Origin of the sequence: Streptomyces sp. NPDC047017 (assembly GCF_040644175.1) — a bacterium.
Taxonomy (GTDB): domain Bacteria; phylum Actinomycetota; class Actinomycetes; order Streptomycetales; family Streptomycetaceae; genus Streptomyces.
The window spans coordinates 225,962-243,559 of record NZ_JBEYVW010000013.1; the positions used below are offsets into that span (position 1 = coordinate 225,962).

22 protein-coding genes are annotated in these 17,598 nt (G+C 69.2%); 3 read left to right on the top strand and 19 right to left on the bottom strand.

From position 1 onward, the window contains the following. Nucleotides 1-22: 22 nt before the first annotated feature. The 7 genes from rpsS to ABZ858_RS22745 all read right to left on the bottom strand — a co-directional run bounded on the left by rpsS (nt 23) and on the right by ABZ858_RS22745 (nt 4,219). Entirely contained in the window at nt 23-304 is a 282-nt protein-coding gene (gene rpsS / locus ABZ858_RS22715) for a 30S ribosomal protein S19 (protein ID WP_030619138.1), read from the bottom strand. Nucleotides 305-316: 12 nt separating this feature from the next. Further along, the gene (gene rplB / locus ABZ858_RS22720) at nt 317-1,153 is read right to left on the bottom strand and encodes a 50S ribosomal protein L2 (RefSeq protein WP_361381388.1); all 837 of its coding nucleotides are present in this window, start codon (nt 1,151-1,153) and stop codon (nt 317-319) included. A 40-nt stretch (nt 1,154-1,193) separates the two neighbouring features. After that, nucleotides 1,194-1,613: a 50S ribosomal protein L23 gene (gene rplW, locus ABZ858_RS22725; RefSeq protein WP_361381391.1), complete on the bottom strand. Its 420-nt coding sequence runs from the start codon at nt 1,611-1,613 to the stop codon at nt 1,194-1,196. Beyond that, complete coding sequence (rplD, locus tag ABZ858_RS22730; RefSeq protein ID WP_361381394.1) at nt 1,613-2,272, bottom strand: 50S ribosomal protein L4; 660 nt, start codon at nt 2,270-2,272, stop codon at nt 1,613-1,615. Before rplD ends, rplW begins: the two co-directional genes overlap by 1 nt. Nucleotides 2,273-2,280: 8 nt before the next feature. Continuing rightward, nucleotides 2,281-2,925 (bottom strand): 50S ribosomal protein L3, encoded by a 645-nt coding sequence (gene rplC / locus ABZ858_RS22735; protein ID WP_030571197.1) that lies wholly within the window; start codon nt 2,923-2,925, stop codon nt 2,281-2,283. Between the two features lie 18 nt (nt 2,926-2,943). After that, on the bottom strand, nt 2,944-3,252 hold the full coding sequence (rpsJ, locus tag ABZ858_RS22740) for a 30S ribosomal protein S10 (RefSeq protein ID WP_003948644.1): 309 nt from the start codon (nt 3,250-3,252) through the stop codon (nt 2,944-2,946). A gap of 442 nt (nt 3,253-3,694) precedes the next feature. Further along, nucleotides 3,695-4,219 carry a MarR family winged helix-turn-helix transcriptional regulator gene (locus ABZ858_RS22745; protein ID WP_361381397.1) on the bottom strand — a complete coding sequence of 175 codons (525 nt, stop codon included), beginning with the start codon at nt 4,217-4,219 and terminating at the stop codon, nt 3,695-3,697. Between the two features lie 167 nt (nt 4,220-4,386). Between ABZ858_RS22745 and ABZ858_RS22750 the strand changes: the two genes are divergently transcribed. Further along, nucleotides 4,387-5,916, top strand: a complete 1,530-nt coding sequence (locus ABZ858_RS22750) for an MFS transporter (protein WP_361381400.1) — start codon at nt 4,387-4,389, stop codon at nt 5,914-5,916. Nucleotides 5,917-5,995: 79 nt separating this feature from the next. Here ABZ858_RS22750 and gdhA read toward each other — a convergent pair whose 3' ends face one another. From gdhA to ABZ858_RS22785, 7 genes are all read right to left on the bottom strand, one after another. Next, a complete protein-coding gene (gdhA, locus tag ABZ858_RS22755; protein ID WP_361381403.1) occupies nt 5,996-7,354 on the bottom strand; it encodes an NADP-specific glutamate dehydrogenase in 1,359 nt (452 codons plus the stop codon). A gap of 146 nt (nt 7,355-7,500) precedes the next feature. Further along, complete coding sequence (locus ABZ858_RS22760) at nt 7,501-7,698, bottom strand: DUF397 domain-containing protein (protein ID WP_361381406.1); 198 nt, start codon at nt 7,696-7,698, stop codon at nt 7,501-7,503. Then, complete coding sequence (locus ABZ858_RS22765; RefSeq protein ID WP_361381409.1) at nt 7,695-7,895, bottom strand: DUF397 domain-containing protein; 201 nt, start codon at nt 7,893-7,895, stop codon at nt 7,695-7,697. The genes ABZ858_RS22760 and ABZ858_RS22765 overlap by 4 nt, the downstream gene beginning before the upstream one ends. Next, nucleotides 7,892-8,092 (bottom strand): DUF397 domain-containing protein, encoded by a 201-nt coding sequence (locus tag ABZ858_RS22770; protein ID WP_361381412.1) that lies wholly within the window; start codon nt 8,090-8,092, stop codon nt 7,892-7,894. The genes ABZ858_RS22765 and ABZ858_RS22770 overlap by 4 nt, the downstream gene beginning before the upstream one ends. Next, nucleotides 8,089-8,289 carry a DUF397 domain-containing protein gene (locus ABZ858_RS22775; RefSeq protein ID WP_361381415.1) on the bottom strand — a complete coding sequence of 67 codons (201 nt, stop codon included), beginning with the start codon at nt 8,287-8,289 and terminating at the stop codon, nt 8,089-8,091. Before ABZ858_RS22775 ends, ABZ858_RS22770 begins: the two co-directional genes overlap by 4 nt. Continuing rightward, the gene (locus ABZ858_RS22780; protein WP_361381418.1) at nt 8,286-8,498 is read right to left on the bottom strand and encodes a DUF397 domain-containing protein; all 213 of its coding nucleotides are present in this window, start codon (nt 8,496-8,498) and stop codon (nt 8,286-8,288) included. The genes ABZ858_RS22775 and ABZ858_RS22780 overlap by 4 nt, the downstream gene beginning before the upstream one ends. Then, a complete protein-coding gene (locus ABZ858_RS22785; RefSeq protein WP_361381421.1) occupies nt 8,495-9,370 on the bottom strand; it encodes a helix-turn-helix transcriptional regulator in 876 nt (291 codons plus the stop codon). Before ABZ858_RS22785 ends, ABZ858_RS22780 begins: the two co-directional genes overlap by 4 nt. A gap of 155 nt (nt 9,371-9,525) precedes the next feature. Between ABZ858_RS22785 and ABZ858_RS22790 the strand changes: the two genes are divergently transcribed. Then, nucleotides 9,526-9,990 (top strand): ATP-binding protein, encoded by a 465-nt coding sequence (locus ABZ858_RS22790; protein WP_361381424.1) that lies wholly within the window; start codon nt 9,526-9,528, stop codon nt 9,988-9,990. Nucleotides 9,991-10,074: 84 nt separating this feature from the next. On the opposite strand, the gene tuf is transcribed toward ABZ858_RS22790, so the two are convergent. From tuf to ABZ858_RS22815, 5 genes are all read right to left on the bottom strand, one after another. Further along, nucleotides 10,075-11,268, bottom strand: a complete 1,194-nt coding sequence (gene tuf / locus ABZ858_RS22795) for an elongation factor Tu (protein WP_361381427.1) — start codon at nt 11,266-11,268, stop codon at nt 10,075-10,077. 165 nt (nt 11,269-11,433) lie between these two features. Beyond that, the gene (gene fusA / locus ABZ858_RS22800) at nt 11,434-13,563 is read right to left on the bottom strand and encodes an elongation factor G (RefSeq protein WP_361381430.1); all 2,130 of its coding nucleotides are present in this window, start codon (nt 13,561-13,563) and stop codon (nt 11,434-11,436) included. A gap of 39 nt (nt 13,564-13,602) precedes the next feature. Continuing rightward, complete coding sequence (gene rpsG / locus ABZ858_RS22805) at nt 13,603-14,073, bottom strand: 30S ribosomal protein S7 (RefSeq protein ID WP_005481264.1); 471 nt, start codon at nt 14,071-14,073, stop codon at nt 13,603-13,605. 2 nt (nt 14,074-14,075) lie between these two features. Next, complete coding sequence (gene rpsL, locus ABZ858_RS22810; RefSeq protein WP_003948652.1) at nt 14,076-14,447, bottom strand: 30S ribosomal protein S12; 372 nt, start codon at nt 14,445-14,447, stop codon at nt 14,076-14,078. A gap of 724 nt (nt 14,448-15,171) precedes the next feature. Continuing rightward, nucleotides 15,172-16,191 (bottom strand): glycosyltransferase family 2 protein, encoded by a 1,020-nt coding sequence (locus ABZ858_RS22815; protein ID WP_361381433.1) that lies wholly within the window; start codon nt 16,189-16,191, stop codon nt 15,172-15,174. Between the two features lie 91 nt (nt 16,192-16,282). Here ABZ858_RS22815 and ABZ858_RS22820 point away from each other — a divergent pair, with 91 nt between their 5' ends. Beyond that, nucleotides 16,283-17,581, top strand: a complete 1,299-nt coding sequence (locus ABZ858_RS22820) for a glycosyltransferase family 39 protein (protein WP_361381436.1) — start codon at nt 16,283-16,285, stop codon at nt 17,579-17,581. The last annotated feature ends 17 nt before the right edge of the window (nt 17,582-17,598 follow it).

Sequence of the window (17,598 nt, forward strand, 5' to 3'; positions counted from 1 at the left end):
ATGATCTTTCACACCCCGCTGACTAGCGGCGCTTCGACTTCCGGTCGTCCTTCACGTGACCCCGGAAGGTGCGCGTCGGCGAGAACTCGCCGAGCTTGTGGCCGACCATGGACTCGGTGACAAACACCGGGATGTGGGTCTTGCCGTTGTGCACCGCGATCGTGTGGCCCAGCATCGCCGGGACGATCATCGAGCGACGGGACCAGGTCTTGATGACGTTCTTGCTGCCGGCTTCGTTCTGTACGTCCACCTTCTTGATCAGGTGGTCGTCGACGAAAGGCCCCTTCTTCAAGCTACGAGGCATCTCAACCCGTCCTTAACGCTTCTTGTTCGTCTTGCGGCGGCGGACGATGTACTTGTTGCTCGCCTTCTTGGGAGCACGAGTACGACCTTCCTTCTGACCCCAGGGGCTGACCGGGTGGCGACCACCGGAGGTCTTGCCCTCACCACCACCGTGGGGGTGGTCAACCGGGTTCATCGCCACACCGCGAACGGTCGGACGGACGCCCAGCCAGCGCTTGCGGCCGGCCTTGCCCCAGTTGATGTTGGACTGCTCGGCGTTGCCGACCTCGCCGACCGTGGCGCGGCAGCGCTGGTCGACCAGGCGGATCTCACCGGACGGCATACGGAGGTGGGCCATCGAGCCCTCCTTCGCGAGCAGCTGCACGGAGGCGCCGGCGGAGCGGGCGAACTTGGCACCGCCACCGGGACGGAGCTCGATCGCGTGGATCGTGGTACCGACCGGGATGTTGCGGATGGCCAGGTTGTTGCCCGGCTTGATGTCGGCCCCGGGGCCGTTCTCCACGCGGTCGCCCTGCTGCAGGTTGCGCGGGGCGAGGATGTAGCGCTTCTCGCCGTCGGCGTAGTGCAGCAGCGCGATGCGCGCGGTGCGGTTGGGGTCGTACTCGATGTGCGCGACCTTCGCCGGCACGCCGTCCTTGTCGTGACGACGGAAGTCGATCACGCGGTAGGCGCGCTTGTGTCCGCCACCCTGGTGGCGAACGGTCACACGACCGGAATTGTTACGGCCGCCCTTGCTGTGCAGGGGACGGACCAGCGACTTCTCCGGCGTGGACCGCGTGACCTCGACGAAGTCGGCGACGCTGGAGCCACGACGGCCCGGAGTCGTCGGCTTGTACTTGCGGATACCCATTTCTCAGTCCTCGTCCGATATCGGACGATCCGGACCGCCGTCAGGCGGTCGGACCGCCGAAGATGTCGATACGGTCGCCCTCGGCGAGGGTCACGATCGCGCGCTTGGTGGCGGCACGCTGACCGAAGCCGCTCTTGGTCCGCTTGCGCTTGCCCTGGCGGTTGATCGTGTTGACCCCGGTGACCTTGACCTCGAAGACCGCCTGGACGGCCTGCTTGATCTGGGTCTTGTTGGCGTTCGGGTCGACGATGAACGTGTACTTGTTCTCGTCGAGGAGCGCGTAGCTCTTCTCCGAGACGACCGGCTTGACCAGGACGTCACGGGGGTCCGTGTACGACTTGCTCAGCGGGGTCTCGACGGTGTTCTTGCCCTCGGCGGCGTGACGGCGCGCCTTGGCGACGCGCGCGGCCTTGGCGGCCTTGGCGGCCTTCGAGGCAATGGAGGGGTGACGCGTAGCCATCAGGCCTCGCTCCCTTCGGTGTCGTTGGCCTTGTTCGGGCCGGCGACGAAGGACTCGAAAGCGGCCTTGGTGAAGACCACGTCGTCCGAGACGAGAACGTCGTACGTGTTCAGCTGGCCCGGCTCCAGGATGTGGACCTGGGGCAGGTTGCGGGCGGACAGCCACGCGGCCTCGTCGGCGCGGTCGACGACCAGGAGCAGGTTCTTGCGCTCCGAGATCTTGCCGAACAGCGTCCGGGCGGCCTTGGTGGAGGCGGTCTCACCCTCGACCACGCCGGTGACGACGTGGATGCGGTTGTGGCGGGCCCGGTCGGTGAGGGCGTGGCGCAGGGCCGCGGCCTTCATCTTCTTCGGGGTCCGCTGCGAGTAGTCGCGCGGCACGGGACCGTGCACGACGCCACCACCGGCGAACTGCGGCGCGCGGGTCGAGCCCTGGCGGGCGCGACCGGTGCCCTTCTGGCGGTACGGCTTCTTGCCACCGCCGCGGACCTCGCCACGGGTCTTGACCTTGTGCGTGCCCTGACGGGCCGCGGCCAGCTGCGCGACGACGACCTGGTGGATCAGCGGGACGCTGACCTTCTCGACGTCGAAGATCTCCGCGGGGAGCTCGACGGAACCGGCCTTGTCGCCCGCCGGCGAAAGGATGTCAACAGTGCTCATCGGTTACCTCAGGCCCCCTTGGCCGCGGTGCGGACCAGGACGAGGCCGCCGTTCGGACCGGGAACCGCGCCCTTGATGAGCAGCAGACCCTTCTCCGCGTCAACGGCGTGGACGGTCAGGTTCTGGGTGGTGACCCGCTCGTTGCCCATGCGACCCGCCATGCGGAGGCCCTTGAACACGCGGCCCGGGGTGGCGCAGCCACCGATGGAACCGGGCGAGCGGTGCTTGCGCTGGGTGCCGTGTCCGGCGCCGAGGCCACGGAAGTTGTGGCGCTTCATGACACCGGCGAAGCCCTTGCCCTTGCTCTTGCCGGTGACGTCGACCTTCACGCCCGCCTCGAAGACCTCGGCGGTGACTTCCTGGCCGAGGGTGTACTCGGAGGCGTCCGCGGTGCGGATCTCGACGAGGTGTCGGCGGGGGGTGACGTCGGCCTTGGCGAAGTGGCCCTTGAGGGGCTTGTTCACCTTGCGCGGGTCGATCTCGCCGAAGGCGATCTGGACCGACTCGTAGCCGTCGACATCGTTCGTACGGACCTGGGTGACGACGTTGGGGCCGGCCTTGACGACGGTGACCGGAACAACACGGTTGTTCTCGTCCCACACCTGCGTCATGCCGAGCTTCTCGCCCAGGATGCCCTTGATCTGCTTAGCCATCTCTCAGATCACCGGCCCTCAGAGCTTGATCTCGATGTCGACACCGGCCGGGAGGTCGAGTCGCATCAGAGAGTCAACGGTCTTGGGAGTCGGGTCGAGGATGTCGATCAGGCGCTTGTGCGTGCGCATCTCGAAGTGCTCGCGCGAGTCCTTGTACTTGTGCGGCGACTTGATGACGCAGTACACGTTCTTCTCAGTGGGCAGCGGCACCGGGCCCGCGACCGACGCACCAGTGCGGGTCACCGTCTCGACGATCTTCTTCGCCGAGGAGTCGATGACCTCGTGGTCGTAGGCCTTGAGCCGGATGCGGATCTTCTGTCCCGCCATGGCTACTTCGTAGTCCTGTCTCTTCTTACGCTCTGGAACCCGGTGGTTCCCTTGGTTTCTCTCGGTCTCCGCCGACCCACGCGGTCGGGCGTGTCGCCCTCCCGCTGACACAGATGCCCCTTGTTCGAACATCCCTGCGGGAATGCGCACGGCCCTTCCGGAACCGCGGACCGGGGATCGAAGACCCACCGGGTGCCTGGCCGGTGCCGCGCTCACACTTCCCGGAAGATTCCCGTACGTCCGCCCCAGCGCTGCCGTGCGGCAGTTAGGGCGACGAGTACTGTGGGACTCGCTTCCGGTCCTCCCGGCGGGAGGCGCGCAGCATCAACACTCGACCGAGCAACTCGGACAGTCTGCCATACCGCACGGCGGGCTGGCCAATCGAGCCGAAGAGATTACCCCGCGAGTGACGTAGGTCAAACCGGTGGCGCCGGGCGCGGCGTCACGCGCAGCCGCCGTACGGGGCTCCCGCGGTCGCCGCGCGGTGGCCGGCGACCACCCGGCCGCTGTCGCTCAGGTCCGTGTCGGCGCGGGCCCGGTGCAGGGTGACCAGGGCCTCGGTCAGGGCGGTGGCGGAGGTCTCGTCCAGCGGGGCGAGGAAGTCGCGCTCCACGCGCTCGCGGGCCACTTCCGCCTCCCCCAGGCACAGCTGCCCGGCCGCGGTCAGCGTCACCACGTTCCGGCGCCGGTCGCGGTCGCTGCGGTGGCGCTCCACGTACCCCTTGCTCTCCAGCGAGTCGATGACGCCGACCATCGTCGTGCGGTCCACGCCGAGCCGGGCGGCGATCTCCAGCTGGGAGGGCTGCTCGCACGCGGCGGCGATCACCGCCATGACGCCCAGCTCCCGCGGACACAGGCGGAAGGGGGCCAGCGCCGCGTCCATCTCCGCGGCCATCGCCACGTAGGCGTGCTTCAGGAGATATCCCAGCCGACGGGAAAGGACATCAGGGGGACACTCGTCCTTCATGGGGGCAGCGTACACTTCACTGACCATCAGACATCCTGACGATCGGCTTCAATGACCGATCATTGGTCCGTTCGGGTCACCCGAGAACGGGACACCCGGTACCACCGCCCGCACGCACCGCGGACCACGCACGCCACCATCACGAGCAAGGAAGTGACGTTCTCGTCATGAACGACTCGCCCCCGGCCGAGGCCATACGCACGGCTCCGGCCCCCACCGCGAACGGCGCTGCCGAGGCACCCGACCCCCGCCGCTGGTGGGGTCTGGTCGTCATCGCCCTGGCGCAGTTGATGGTGGTCCTCGACGCGACCATCGTGAACATCGCGCTGCCCTCGGCGCAGAAGGCCCTCGGCATGTCCGACGGCAACCGCCAGTGGGTCATCACCGCCTACACCCTCGCCTTCGGCGGCCTGCTGCTGCTCGGCGGCCGCGTCGCCGACCTCGTCGGCCGCAAGCGCACCTTCATCATCGGCCTGATCGGCTTCGCGGTCGCCTCCGCGATCGGCGGCGCGGCCGAGAGCCCCGGCATGCTCTTCGGCGCCCGCGCCCTCCAGGGCGTGTTCGGCGCCGTCCTCGCGCCCTCCGCGCTCTCCCTGATGACGACCACGTTCACCGACCCCAAGGAGCGCGGCAAGGCGTTCGGCATCTACGGCGCCATCGCCGGCGCCGGTGCCGCGATCGGCCTGCTCCTCGGCGGTGTGCTGACCTCGTACGCGAACTGGCGCTGGTGCCTGTACGTGAACATCCCGATCGCGGCCGTCGCCGTGATCGGCGCCCTCATGCTGCTGCACGACCGCCCGGGCCACCGCGAGGCCCGGCTCGACATCCCCGGTGTGATCCTGGGCTGCGGCGGCCTGGTCGCCGTCGTCTACGGCTTCTCCGAGGCCGAGCCGCGCGGCTGGGGCGACAGCCTGGTGGTGAGCCTGCTGGCCGGCGGCGTGGTGCTGCTGGCCGCGTTCGTGTTCTGGCAGAGCAAGGCCAGGCACCCGCTGCTGCCGCTGCGCATCCTCGCCGACCGCAACCGGGCGGGCTGCTTCCTGACCATGGGGCTCGCCACCATCGGCATGTTCGGCCTGTTCCTGTTCATGACCTACTACTTCCAGGGCATCCTGGGCTACACCCCGGTCAGGAGCGGCCTGGCGTTCCTGCCCATGTCCGCGATGATCATCCTGGGCTCCACCCAGATCTCCGCCCGGCTGCTGCCCCACACGCCGCCGCGCCTGCTGATGGTGCCCGGCATGCTGCTCGCCGCCTCGGGCCTGCTGGTGCTCACCCAGCTCGGCGTGGACTCCGCGTACGCCACCCATGTGCTGCCCGCCGAGCTGCTGCTCGGCCTGGGCATGGGCCTGACCTTCATGCCGGTCTTCTCCACCGCCACCCACGGGGTGCGGCCGCAGGACGCCGGTGTGACCTCCGCGATGGTCAACACCTCGCAGCAGGTGGGCGGTTCGCTCGGCACGGCGCTGCTGAACACCATCGCCACCTCGGCGACGGGCACGTACGTCGGCCGGCACCTGACCGACCCGTCCCGCAAGGCGCAGGTGCTGCGCGAGGGCATCGTGCACGGCTACACGCACGCCATCTGGTGGGGCGTGGCCGCGATGCTGCTGGCCGCGGTGGCCTCCGGCGTCCTGGTCGTCGCCCGCCCCACCGGCCGCGGCCAGGGCGGCGCCCCGGCGGCCGCCGCCGCGCACTGAGCCGCACCGGCCCGCACACAGACCCGCGCCCCGCTCCGGACGTACCGGAGCGGGGCGCGGGTCTGTGAACGGCCGGACGTCAGATGACGCCCTGGGCCAGCATCGAGTCGGCGACCCGCTCGAACCCGGCGATGTTGGCCCCGGTCACGTAGTCGCCGGGGGCGCCGTAGCGCTCGGCGGTCTCGTGACAGGTGGCGTGGATGTCGGTCATGATCCGCGCCAGCTCCTCCTCCACCCGCGCCGGCGACCAGGCCGTACGGGCGTGGTTCTGGGCCATCTCCAGGGCGCTGACCGCGACCCCGCCCGCGTTCGCCGCCTTGCCGGGGCCGAAGGCCACGCCCGCGCGCTGGAGCAGGTGGACGGCCTCGGGCGTGGCCGGCATGTTCGCGCCCTCGGCGACCGCCTTCACGCCGTTGCGGACGAGGGTGGCCGCGTCGTTCTCGTCCAGCTCGTTCTGGGTCGCGGACGGCAGGGCGACATCCGCCGGGACCTCCCAGACCCGCCCGCCGGGCACGAACCGGGCCGAGGCGCCGCGCCGTTCGGCGTACTCGCTGATCCGGCCGCGCTCGACCTCCTTGACCTGCTTGAGCAGGTCCAGGTCCACACCCTTGTCGTCCACGACGTACCCGCTGGAGTCCGAGCAGGTCAGCGGGTTCGCGCCGAGGGCGAGCAGCTTCTCGACGGTGTAGATCGCCACATTGCCCGAGCCGGAGACGACCGCCGTCTGCCCCTCCAGGTCCTCCCCGCGCTCGCGCAGCATCGCCTCCGCGAACAGCACGCTCCCGTACCCGGTGGCCTCGGGCCGGATCGCCGAACCGCCCCAGCCGCGCCCCTTGCCGGTGAGCACACCGGCCTCCCAGCGGTTGGTGATCCGCCGGTACTGGCCGAACAGGTAGCCGATCTCCCGGCCTCCGACGCCGATGTCGCCCGCGGGGACGTCCGTGTGCTCACCGATGTGCCGGTACAGCTCCGTCATGAACGACTGGCAGAACCGCATGACCTCCGCGTCGCTGCGGCCGTGCGGGTCGAAGTCGCTGCCGCCCTTGCCGCCGCCGATACCGAGGCCGGTCAGCGCGTTCTTGAAGATCTGCTCGAAGCCGAGGAACTTGATGACGCCGAGGTTCACGGTCGGGTGGAAGCGGAGGCCGCCCTTGTACGGGCCGAGCGCGCTGTTGAACTCCACCCGGAAGCCGCGGTTGACGTGCACGCGACCCTGGTCGTCCTGCCACGGCACCCGGAAGATGACCTGCCGCTCCGGCTCGCACAGCCGCTCGACGAGGCCCGGCTCGGCGTACTCCGGCCGGGCCACCAGCACGGGTGCCAGCGTGTCCAGCACCTCGTGCACGGCCTGGTGGAACTCGGGCTGGGCGGGATTGCGCCGCTCGATCTCGGTACGCAGGGCGTCGAGCTGTGTCCTGGTGTCGTCTCGGGTCGTCACGGAGGCCCTTTCTGGCGCGGCGTGTCACCGGTACGGGACCGGTGTGGGGCGCTCGGCGCCGTTGCCGCGCGCGGGGACGCTCCAGTGTTACTCCTGCGTAGACACGCTGACCAGTGATCGAGCGGCGCTAGTTCACTATCCGAGATTCATTTTCCACAAACGTAAGGCACGAAGCCGGCCCATGCCCGCGGCGCGAGCGCGAGCCGGGGACCGGCGGTGTGCTTGGAGTCCCGGACGTGGATGGTGGCGGGGGTGACGGCAAGCTCGACGCAGGACTCGCCGTTGGTGCCACTGCTGTAGCTGCTCTTGAACCACGCCAGGTCAGAGGCGTCCCTGCGGCTCATGATTCATCCGAGGCGTACGGGACGAAGTTCGCCCATGCCTGCGGCGCGAGGGCGAGCCGGGGACCAGCGATGTGCTTGGAGTCCCGGACGTGGATGGTGGCGGGGGTGACGGCCAGTTCGACGCAGGACTCGCCATTGGTGCCACCGCTGTAGCTGCTCTTGAACCAGGCGAGTTCGGCGGTGTCCCAGGGGCTCATGATTCCTCCAAGGCGTACGGGACGAAGTTCGCCCATGCCTGCGGCGCGAGGGCGAGCCGGGGACCGGCGGTGTGCTTGGAGTCCCGGACGTGCACGGTGCCGGGGGTGACGGCAAGCTCCACACAGGAGTTGCCGTCATTGCCGCCGCTGTAGCTGCTCTTGAACCACGCCAGGTCAGAGGCGTCCCGGCGGCTCATGATTCATCCGAGGCGTACGGGACGAAATTCGCCCAGGTGCCCGGAGCGAACGCGAGCCGGGGACCCTCGGTGGTCTTGGAGTCGCGAACGTGCACCGTGCCGGGGGTGACGGCCAGTTCGACGCAGGACTCGCCATCGGTGCCACCGCTGTAGCTGCTCTTGAACCAGGCGAGTTCGGCGGTGCCCCAGGGGCTCATGATTCCTCCAAGGCGTACGGGACGAAATTCGCCCATGCCTGCGGCGCGAGGGCGAGCCGGGGACCAGCGGTGTGCTTGGAGTCCCGGACGTGCACGGTGCCGGGGGTGACGGCAAGCTCCACACAGGAGTTGCCGTCATTGCCGCTGCTGTAGCTGCTCTTGAACCACGCCAGCTCGGAAGCGTCCCCGGCGGTGGTCTTGCGGTTCATGTTTCTCCCAGCAATTGCTCGATGAAGGTCAGCGACTTCCCTGGTGAGAGAGCCTCAGCCCGGATGGTGCCATACCGCAGTTCAAGAATACGCAGATGTTTGAGTTCGGAGGTCGGCCTGCCGTTGAACGCACCGTCGGAGCGGCCAACAGCCGTGCCGTCGGGGAACTTCAGCAGTTCGATCCGCCCATCCAGGCCGGAGTGGGTCTCGCAGTTCATCGGCATCACCTGAAGTACGACGTTGTGCAACCGCCCCATCTCCAGCAGGTGTTCGAGCTGCTGACGCCATGCCATTGTGCCCCCGATGGGACGCCGCAGGACCCCCTCTTCCAGGACGAAGCTGAGCGTGGGGCTGGGCGTACGCTCGAAGACCGACCTTCGAGCCATACGAGCGGCCACCATGCGTTCCACGTCGTCCGGGGAGTATGGCGGCTGCGCCGCCCGGAACAGCGTCCGCGCGTGCTCTGGCGTCTGCAACAAGCCGTGGACGCTGTTGCCCTCATACACACCGATCTCGACCGCCTTGCCCTCCAGCTTCCCCAGTTCACGAACCTTCTTCGGGTACCGGACCTTCTTGACGTCCTCCCAGGTCGCCGCGATGAGGCCGTCCGCCCCCAGGAAATCGTCCGCCCGGACCAGGTAGTCCTGCCGAGGGATCCGCCTGCCGCCCTCGACCTTGTAGACGAGGTCCTCTCCGTACCCGATGGCCTTGCCGAACTCGCCGGCCCGCAGGCCCGCCGCCTCGCGCCGCAGCCTCAACTGCCGCCCCACCGTGGTGATGACGGCCACGCCCCACTCGTCGTCCGGATCGACCTCCCATCCCGATTCATCCGTCTCGACCTCGTCCTGTGCCGTCTCGCCGTCCACCGACATACCGCGCCCCTCCGTAGTCCCGCGTCGTACCGTGACGCCCTACCCGTGGCAACGGTCCCGACAGCCTGGACAGCACGGGACAAGCCACCGACAGTCACGGCACGCGACCTCTGAGTGACCCACCACGGTAGGCGCAGTCAGCCACGCTGAGTGACGTGAATCAGAAAATCGCCGCATCCACGGACCAACTCGACCACCAGTTCCCCCACTTCACCGTGCTGCTGTCCGCCACCCGGCGCGGTGCCCGGCTGGCCCGGCTGCTCACGGAGGCCGAGCTGCGCCGCTGGGGGCTGCCCACCGAGACCGCGAGCCACCTCGTGGCGGAGCTGGCGGCCAACGCGGCCACCCACGGCCGCGTCCCGGGCCGGGACTTCCGGCTGACGCTGTACGTCATCGGCGGCACCCTGCGCATCGAGGTCACCGACACCCGGGGCGACCGGCTGCCGGTGCCGCGGCAGCCCGCCGAGGACGCCGAGTCGGGGCGCGGCCTGCTGCTCGTGGACGCGCTCGCGGACCGCTGGGGCGTGGCCGAGGACCGGTTCCCGCGCAAGACGGTCTGGGCGGAGCTGCGCTGCGCCCCGCCCCCCGCGCCCCCGGCGCACACTCCCCCGCGTAAGTGAGCGCGCATGCGAAAGGGCCCGCACGACCGGAGTCGTGCGGGCCCCACCGGTACCTCAGCTCACGCTGCGGCTACCGGGCCGGGATCACTTGTTGATCTTGGTGACCTGGCCGGCGCCCACGGTGCGACCACCCTCACGGATGGCGAACTTCAGGCCCTCTTCCATGGCGACGGGCTGGATGAGCTCCACCGTCATCTCGGTGTTGTCACCCGGCATGACCATCTCGGTGCCCTCGGGGAGGGTCACCACGCCGGTCACGTCCGTCGTACGGAAGTAGAACTGCGGGCGGTAGTTGTTGAAGAACGGCGTGTGGCGGCCGCCCTCGTCCTTGGACAGGATGTACGCCTGCGCCTCGAACTCGGTGTGCGGGGTGACCGAACCCGGCTTGATGATGACCTGGCCGCGCTCGACGTCCTCGCGCTTGATGCCACGGAGGAGCAGACCGACGTTCTCACCGGCCTGGCCCTCGTCGAGCAGCTTGCGGAACATCTCGATACCGGTGACCGTGGTGGTGGTCTTCTCGGTCTTGATGCCGATGATGTCGACGGTCTCGTTGACCTTGAGGACACCACGCTCGATACGGCCGGTGACGACCGTACCGCGACCGGTGATGGTGAAGACGTCCTCGATCGGCATGAGGAACGGCTTGTCGACGTCGCGCTCCGGCTCCGGGATCGCGCTGTCGACGGCGTCCATCAGCTCCAGGACCGACTGGCCCCACTTCTCGTCGCCCTCGAGCGCCTTGAGCGCGGAGACCTTGACGACCGGGACGTCGTCGCCCGGGAACTCGTACTCGGAGAGGAGCTCACGGACCTCGAGCTCGACGAGCTCCAGGATCTCCTCGTCGTCCACCATGTCGGCCTTGTTCAGGGCGACCACGATGTACGGAACGCCGACCTGGCGGGCCAGGAGGACGTGCTCCTTGGTCTGCGGCATCGGGCCGTCGGTGGCGGCGACCACGAGGATCGCGCCGTCCATCTGCGCGGCACCGGTGATCATGTTCTTGATGTAGTCCGCGTGACCCGGGCAGTCGACGTGGGCGTAGTGACGCGCCTCCGTCTGGTACTCGACGTGCGCGATGGAGATGGTGATACCGCGCTGGCGCTCTTCGGGAGCCTTGTCGATCTGGTCGAAGGCCGAGGCCTCGTTCAGGTCCGGGTACTTGTCGTGCAGCACCTTGGTAATGGCGGCCGTGAGGGTCGTCTTACCGTGGTCGATGTGACCGATGGTGCCGATGTTGACGTGCGGCTTAGTCCGCTCGAACTTCGCCTTCGCCACTGGGGTCCTCCTGTGGAGTGGTTCTGTACGCCTTACTTCATCGGCGCCAGGTGATCTTTGCTGGATGGCCCGGATCCCCGGGGCATTCCTCCCGCTTCCTTGCGGAAGGGGTGGAATGCCCCGTGAGGCTCCGGAGTCAAGCCTACGGGCTGGAACTCGGAAGAGTTACTCGCCCTTGGCCTTCGCGATGATCTCCTCGGCGACGTTCCGCGGAACCTCGGCGTAGGAGTCGAACTGCATCGAGTAGCTCGCGCGACCCGACGTCTTGCTGCGGAGGTCTCCGACGTAGCCGAACATCTCCGAGAGGGGCACGAGGCCCTTCACGACACGGGCACCCGCCCGCTCCTCCATGGCCTGGATCTGGCCACGGCGGGAGTTGATGTCGCCGATGACCTCACCCATGTAGTCCTCGGGCGTGGTGACCTCGACGGCCATCATCGGCTCCAGGAGCACGGGGCTGGCCTTGCGCGCGGCCTCCTTGAAGGCCTGCGAACCGGCGATCTTGAAGGCCAGCTCGGAGGAGTCGACCTCGTGGTAGCCACCGTCGAGGAGGATGACGCGGACGCCGGTCATCTCGTAGCCGGCCAGGATGCCGAACTGCATGGCCTCCTGCGCGCCGGCGTCGACCGAAGGGATGTACTCCTTCGGGATGCGGCCACCGGTGACCTTGTTCACGAACTCGTACGACGCGTCGCCGCCGCCCTCGATGGGCTCGATCGCGATCTGCACCTTGGCGAACTGACCGGTACCACCGGTCTGCTTCTTGTGGGTGTAGTCCACGCGCTCGACGGCCTTGCGGATCGTCTCGCGGTAGGCGACCTGCGGCTTGCCGACGTTGGCCTCGACCTTGAACTCACGGCGCATCCGGTCGACCAGCACCTCGAGGTGCAGCTCGCCCATGCCGCCGATGATGGTCTGGCCCGTCTCCTCGTTCGTGGAGACCTGGAAGGAGGGGTCCTCCTCCGCGAGCCGCTGGATGGCGACACCCAGCTTCTCCTGGTCACCCTTGGACTTGGGCTCGATGGCGACCTGGATCACCGGCGCCGGGAAGTCCATGGACTCCAGGATGACCGGCTTCTTGTCGTCGGCCAGCGTCTCACCGGTGGTGGTCTGCTTCAGGCCCATGACGGCGACGATGTCACCGGCGCCCACCGACTCGATCTCCTCACGCTTGTTGGCGTGCATGCGGTAGATCTTGCCGATGCGCTCCTTGCGGCCCTTGACGGAGTTCAGCACGGCGGTGCCGGACTCCAGGCGGCCGGAGTACACGCGGACGAAGGTGAGCTTGCCCAGGTGCGGGTCGCTCATGATCTTGAACGCGAGGGCGGCGAGCGGCTCGTCGTCGGCCGGCTTGCGCTTGATGACGACCTCGGGGTCCTTGACGTCGTGGCCCTCGATGGCCTCGACGTCCAGGGGGGTCGGCAGGTAGCGCACGACCGCGTCGAGCAGGGGCTGCACGCCCTTGTTCTTGAACGCGGTGCCGCAGAACACCGGGGTGACGGTGGTCTCGCTGGACTTGCCGGACGCGATGGTGATGCGACGGATCGCGGCGTACAGCTGCTCCTCGGTGGGCTCCTCGCCCTCCAGGTACAGCTCCATCAGCTCTTCGTCGTTCTCCGCGACGGCCTCGACCAGCTTGCCGCGCCACTCCTCGGCGGCCTCGGTGTGCGTGGCCGGGATGTCGACGACGTCGTACATCTCGCCCTTGGCGGCCTCGGCGGACCACACGAGCGCCTTCATGCGGACCAGGTCCACGACGCCCTTGAAGTCGGCCTCGGCACCGATCGGCAGCTGCATGACCAGCGGCTGCGCACCCAGGCGGTCGCTGATCATGTCGACGCAGCGGTGGAACTCGGCACCGGTGCGGTCCAGCTTGTTCACGAAGCAGATGCGGGGCACGCCGTAGCGGTCGGCCTGACGCCACACCGTCTCGGACTGCGGCTCGACACCGGCGACACCGTCGAACACCGTCACGGCACCGTCGAGCACCCGCAGGGAGCGCTCCACCTCGACGGTGAAGTCGACGTGACCCGGGGTGTCGATGATGTTGATGGTGTAGTCGTTGTCCTCGAGCGGCCAGTGACAGGTGGTCGCAGCAGACGTGATCGTGATGCCACGCTCCTGCTCCTGCTCCATCCAGTCCATGGTGGCGGCGCCGTCGTGGACCTCACCGATCTTGTACGACACGCCCGTGTAGAACAGGATCCGCTCGGTGGTGGTCGTCTTGCCCGCGTCGATGTGGGCCATGATCCCGATGTTGCGGACCTTGGCCAGGTCAAGTGAAGTGGTAGCCATAAGGCTTCAGTCTTCTCTCGGTCTCGATGTGGGTAGCGACTACCAGCGGTAGTGCGCGAAGGCCTTGTTGGACTCGGCCATCTTGTGCGTGTCCTCGCGCTTCTTCACAGCGGCACCCAGGCCGTTGGAGGCGTCGAGGAGCTCGTTGAGCAGACGCTCGGTCATGGTCTTCTCGCGACGGGCGCGGGAGTAACCGACCAGCCAGCGCAGCGCGAGCGTGTTGGCGCGACCGGGCTTGACCTCGATCGGGACCTGGTACGTCGCACCACCGACACGGCGGGACTTGACCTCAAGGGTCGGCTTGATGTTCTCCAGCGCGCGCTTCAGCGTGATGACCGGGTCGTTGCTGGTCTTCTCGCGAAGACCCTCCATGGCGCCGTAGACGATGCGCTCGGCGGTGGAGCGCTTGCCGTTCAGCAGCACCTTGTTGATGAGGGAGGTCACCAGAGGAGAACCGTAGACCGGGTCGATGATGACCGGGCGCTTCGGGGCGGGGCCCTTACGAGGCATTCTTACTTCTCCTTCTTGGCGCCGTAGCGGCTGCGGGCCTGCTTGCGGTTCTTGACACCCTGGGTGTCCAGGGAACCTCGGATGATCTTGTAGCGAACACCCGGCAGGTCCTTCACACGGCCGCCGCGCACGAGCACGATGGAGTGCTCCTGCAGGTTGTGTCCCTCACCCGGAATGTAAGCAGTGACCTCGATACCGCTGGTCAGACGCACACGCGCGACCTTACGCAGGGCCGAGTTCGGCTTCTTCGGGGTGGTCGTGAACACACGCGTGCAGACGCCACGACGCTGGGGCGAACCCTCGAGTGCGGGCGTCTTGTTCTTCTCGACCTTGTCCTGCCGGCCCTTGCGGACCAGCTGCTGGATCGTAGGCACTACTTCTCCGGTTTCTGTGTGCCGAATGGTGAAGCTAACCTGGAACACCTCCGACCCACGCGGTCGGGTGTGTCGAATCCCGCGAACCCCCGGCGCGAGGCAGGGAGAGGCACGGATCGCGGCGGCCGCCGGCGGCTCCCGGGCGGTCGTAGGCACGCACGAGAGCCAGGGCACACCCCAGGCACAAGGTCTGAGCGTACCTATCGCATTCGCTGCGGTCAAAACAAATGGGCCTCCCCCCTCCGCTCACCACCCACACCCCCTTTCACCACCCTCCGGGTGCCGCCGGTCGGGGGGTGGCGGGGAACGAACGGCGGAGCCGAGCCGGGCGGGCGAACGGCGGGAGCCGGGGCGGAGGACGAACGGCGGGAGCCGGACCGGAGGACGAGCGGCGGAAGCCGGACCGGGCGGGTGAACGGCGGAAGCCGGACCGGAGGACGAACGGCGGAAGCCGGACCGGGGGCGAACGGCGGGAGCCGCAAACCGGGGGCGAGCGGCGGGAGCCGCAAGCCGGGGGTGCAGGGGGCGGAGCCCCCGCCGGGGCCGGGGCGGAGCCCCGGGGTGCCCGCTTGCGTAACCGAGTCGGGCGGGCGGGTGGGCAAAGTCTTTCCGGGGTCCGGGGCGGAGCCCCAGGGTGCCCGCTTGCGTAACCGAGTCGGGCGGGCGGGTGGGCGAAGTCTTTCCGGGGTCCGGGGCGGAGCCCCGGGGACGGCGCCCCTTTCCGCTACCGAGTCGGGCGGGCGGGCGGGCGAGCCGCTTCGGGCCTCCGGGGCCCCGGCACCGCGCCCTCCTCCTCCGTGTCGTGCCCCACGAAATACGCCGGCCGGTTCTGCACCGCCGTGTATATCCGCGCCACGTACTCCCCCAGCAACCCCACGCACACCAGCTGCACCGCCCCGATGAACACCACCGCGGTGAGCAGCGAGGTCCACCCGGGCACCGTGTGCCCCAGCGCGTACCCCGCGAAGGTGTACACCAGCAGCCCCAGGCAGACCACGAACCCGCCCCCGCCCAGCCAGGTCGCCAGCCGCAGCGGCGCCGCCGAGAAGCTCGTGATGCTGTCCGCGGCGAGCAGGATCATCCGCCCCAGCGGATACTTCGTGCGCCCCGCCGAGCGCAGCTCGCGCTCGTAGCCGACCTGCCCGCTGGGGAACCCCAGCCACGGCACCAGCAGCCGGTACACCCGCTGCTGGTCGGGCAGCGCCTTCAGCGCCTCCACCGCGGCCCGGCTGAGCAGCCGGAAGTCACCGGCGTGCGCGGGCACCGAAGGCCCCGCGAGGCGCCGTAGCAACCGGTAGTAGACCCCCGCGGTCCCCCGCTTGAACGGGCTGTCGCTGCGGCGGTCCGCCCGCACGCCGTAGACGACGTCGAGCCCCCGCTCACGGGCGAGCGCGAGCATCTCCGGGATCTTCTCCGGCGGGTCCTGGCAGTCGGCGTCCAGACTCACCACGTACGCCCCGGCCGCCCGGTCCAGGCCCGCGGTGAGCGCCGCCTGGTGCCCGGAGTTGCGGCGCAGCGCGATGACGCGCAGCTCGGGCCAGCCGAGCCGGAAGGCGGCGAGCAGTTCGGCCGTGCGGTCGCCGCTGCCGTCGTCGACGGCGACCACCTCGTAGCCCTCGCCGAGCCCGTCCAGGACCGGGCGCAGCCGGTTGACCAGCGCCGGAAGGGCCTCTTCCTCGTTGTACATGGGGATGACGACCGACAGCACCGCCGTCTCGTCCGCCCTGTCCGTCTCGTGTGCCACCCGGGCCTCCCCTCGGCCCGCGTCGATGTGCGACCGTGGTGCGATCTTATGACAGACGGCGCACAGGCATTCCGAGGGGAAATCGACGGGCATGAGCACGGGTTCCGGTAACGCGGTGACCGATTCCGCGGCAGGCGCCACCCCGGACCGGCCCCCCGCCGGCCCGCGGGACGGCAGACCCCGCTGGTACGACCACCCCGCCCTGCCCGCGGCGGCGCGCCCCTACCTGCCCCCGCTGCTCCTGTACGGCGCCGGCAAGCTCATGGGCCTCCTCGTCTTCGCCCGGCTGCTGGAGTACGCCGGGGACTACCACCGAAAGGCCCCACGCTTCGGCGGCGGCGCCCACTGGTGGGACGTCCTGGCCACCTGGGACGGCTGGTGGTACCTCCAGGTGGCGCAGCACGGCTACGACCCGAAGCTGGAGCGGCTCGGCGGCAACGGCGTGTTCACCGTCCAGCAGAACTCGGTCGCCTTCTTCCCGCTGTACCCGGCCCTGATCCGGTGCGTGTCGGCCGTGACCGGGCTCGGCCCGTACGGCGCCGGGATCCTGGTCTCGGTGGTGTCCTCGTTCGTCGCCGCCGCCGGGATCTTCGCCGTGGTCCGGCTGGTGGCCGGCGTCCGGGCGGGCACCATCGCCGCCGGGCTGTGGGCGGTGGCCCCCGGCGCGGGCGTCGAATGGGCGGTGTACTCGGAGTCCGTGTTCGTCGCGCTCGCGGCCTGGTGCTGCTACTGCGTGATGACCCGCCGCTGGGTGGCGGCCGGCCTGCTCGCCTGTGTGGCCGGCCTGAACCGCCCCACCTCGGCGGTGCTGATCGGCGCGGTGGGGCTGGCCGCGCTGGTGACGCTGGCCCGCCCCGGCACACGGCGCGAGCACGGGGTGGCGGGCCCGGTGTACGCGATGCTCGTCGCGCCCGTGGGCCTGCTCGGCTACATCGCCTGGGTCGGCTGGGCCACCGGCGAGCCCACCGCCTACTTCACCCTCCAGCGCGAGGGCTGGGCGCACTACTTCGACTACGGCGCCTACACCCTGCGGGTCCTGGAGAACCTGGCCGTCGGCCGCCACGACTACCTCTTCGCCTTCGACGTCCCCGACCTGCTCTCGCTGCTGCTGGTGCTGGCCCTGCCGTTCCTGGTCGCCCTCATGCTGCGCGAGCGCCCCCCGCTGGTGCTGGCCGCCTACACCCTGGCCACGATCGTCACCGTGCTCGGCACCCAGCAGATGTTCGGCAACACCATGCGCTACCTGCTGCCCGCCTTCCCGCTGCTGCTCGCGCCGGCCGCCGCGCTCGCCCGTCTGAGGACACCGGCGCTCGCGGTGTTCTTCTGCACCGCGGCGATCGCCTCCGGCTGGTACGCCCACTACGTCATCTTCGAGCTGGGCGTCCCGTAACCCCCGCGGAGGCCGGC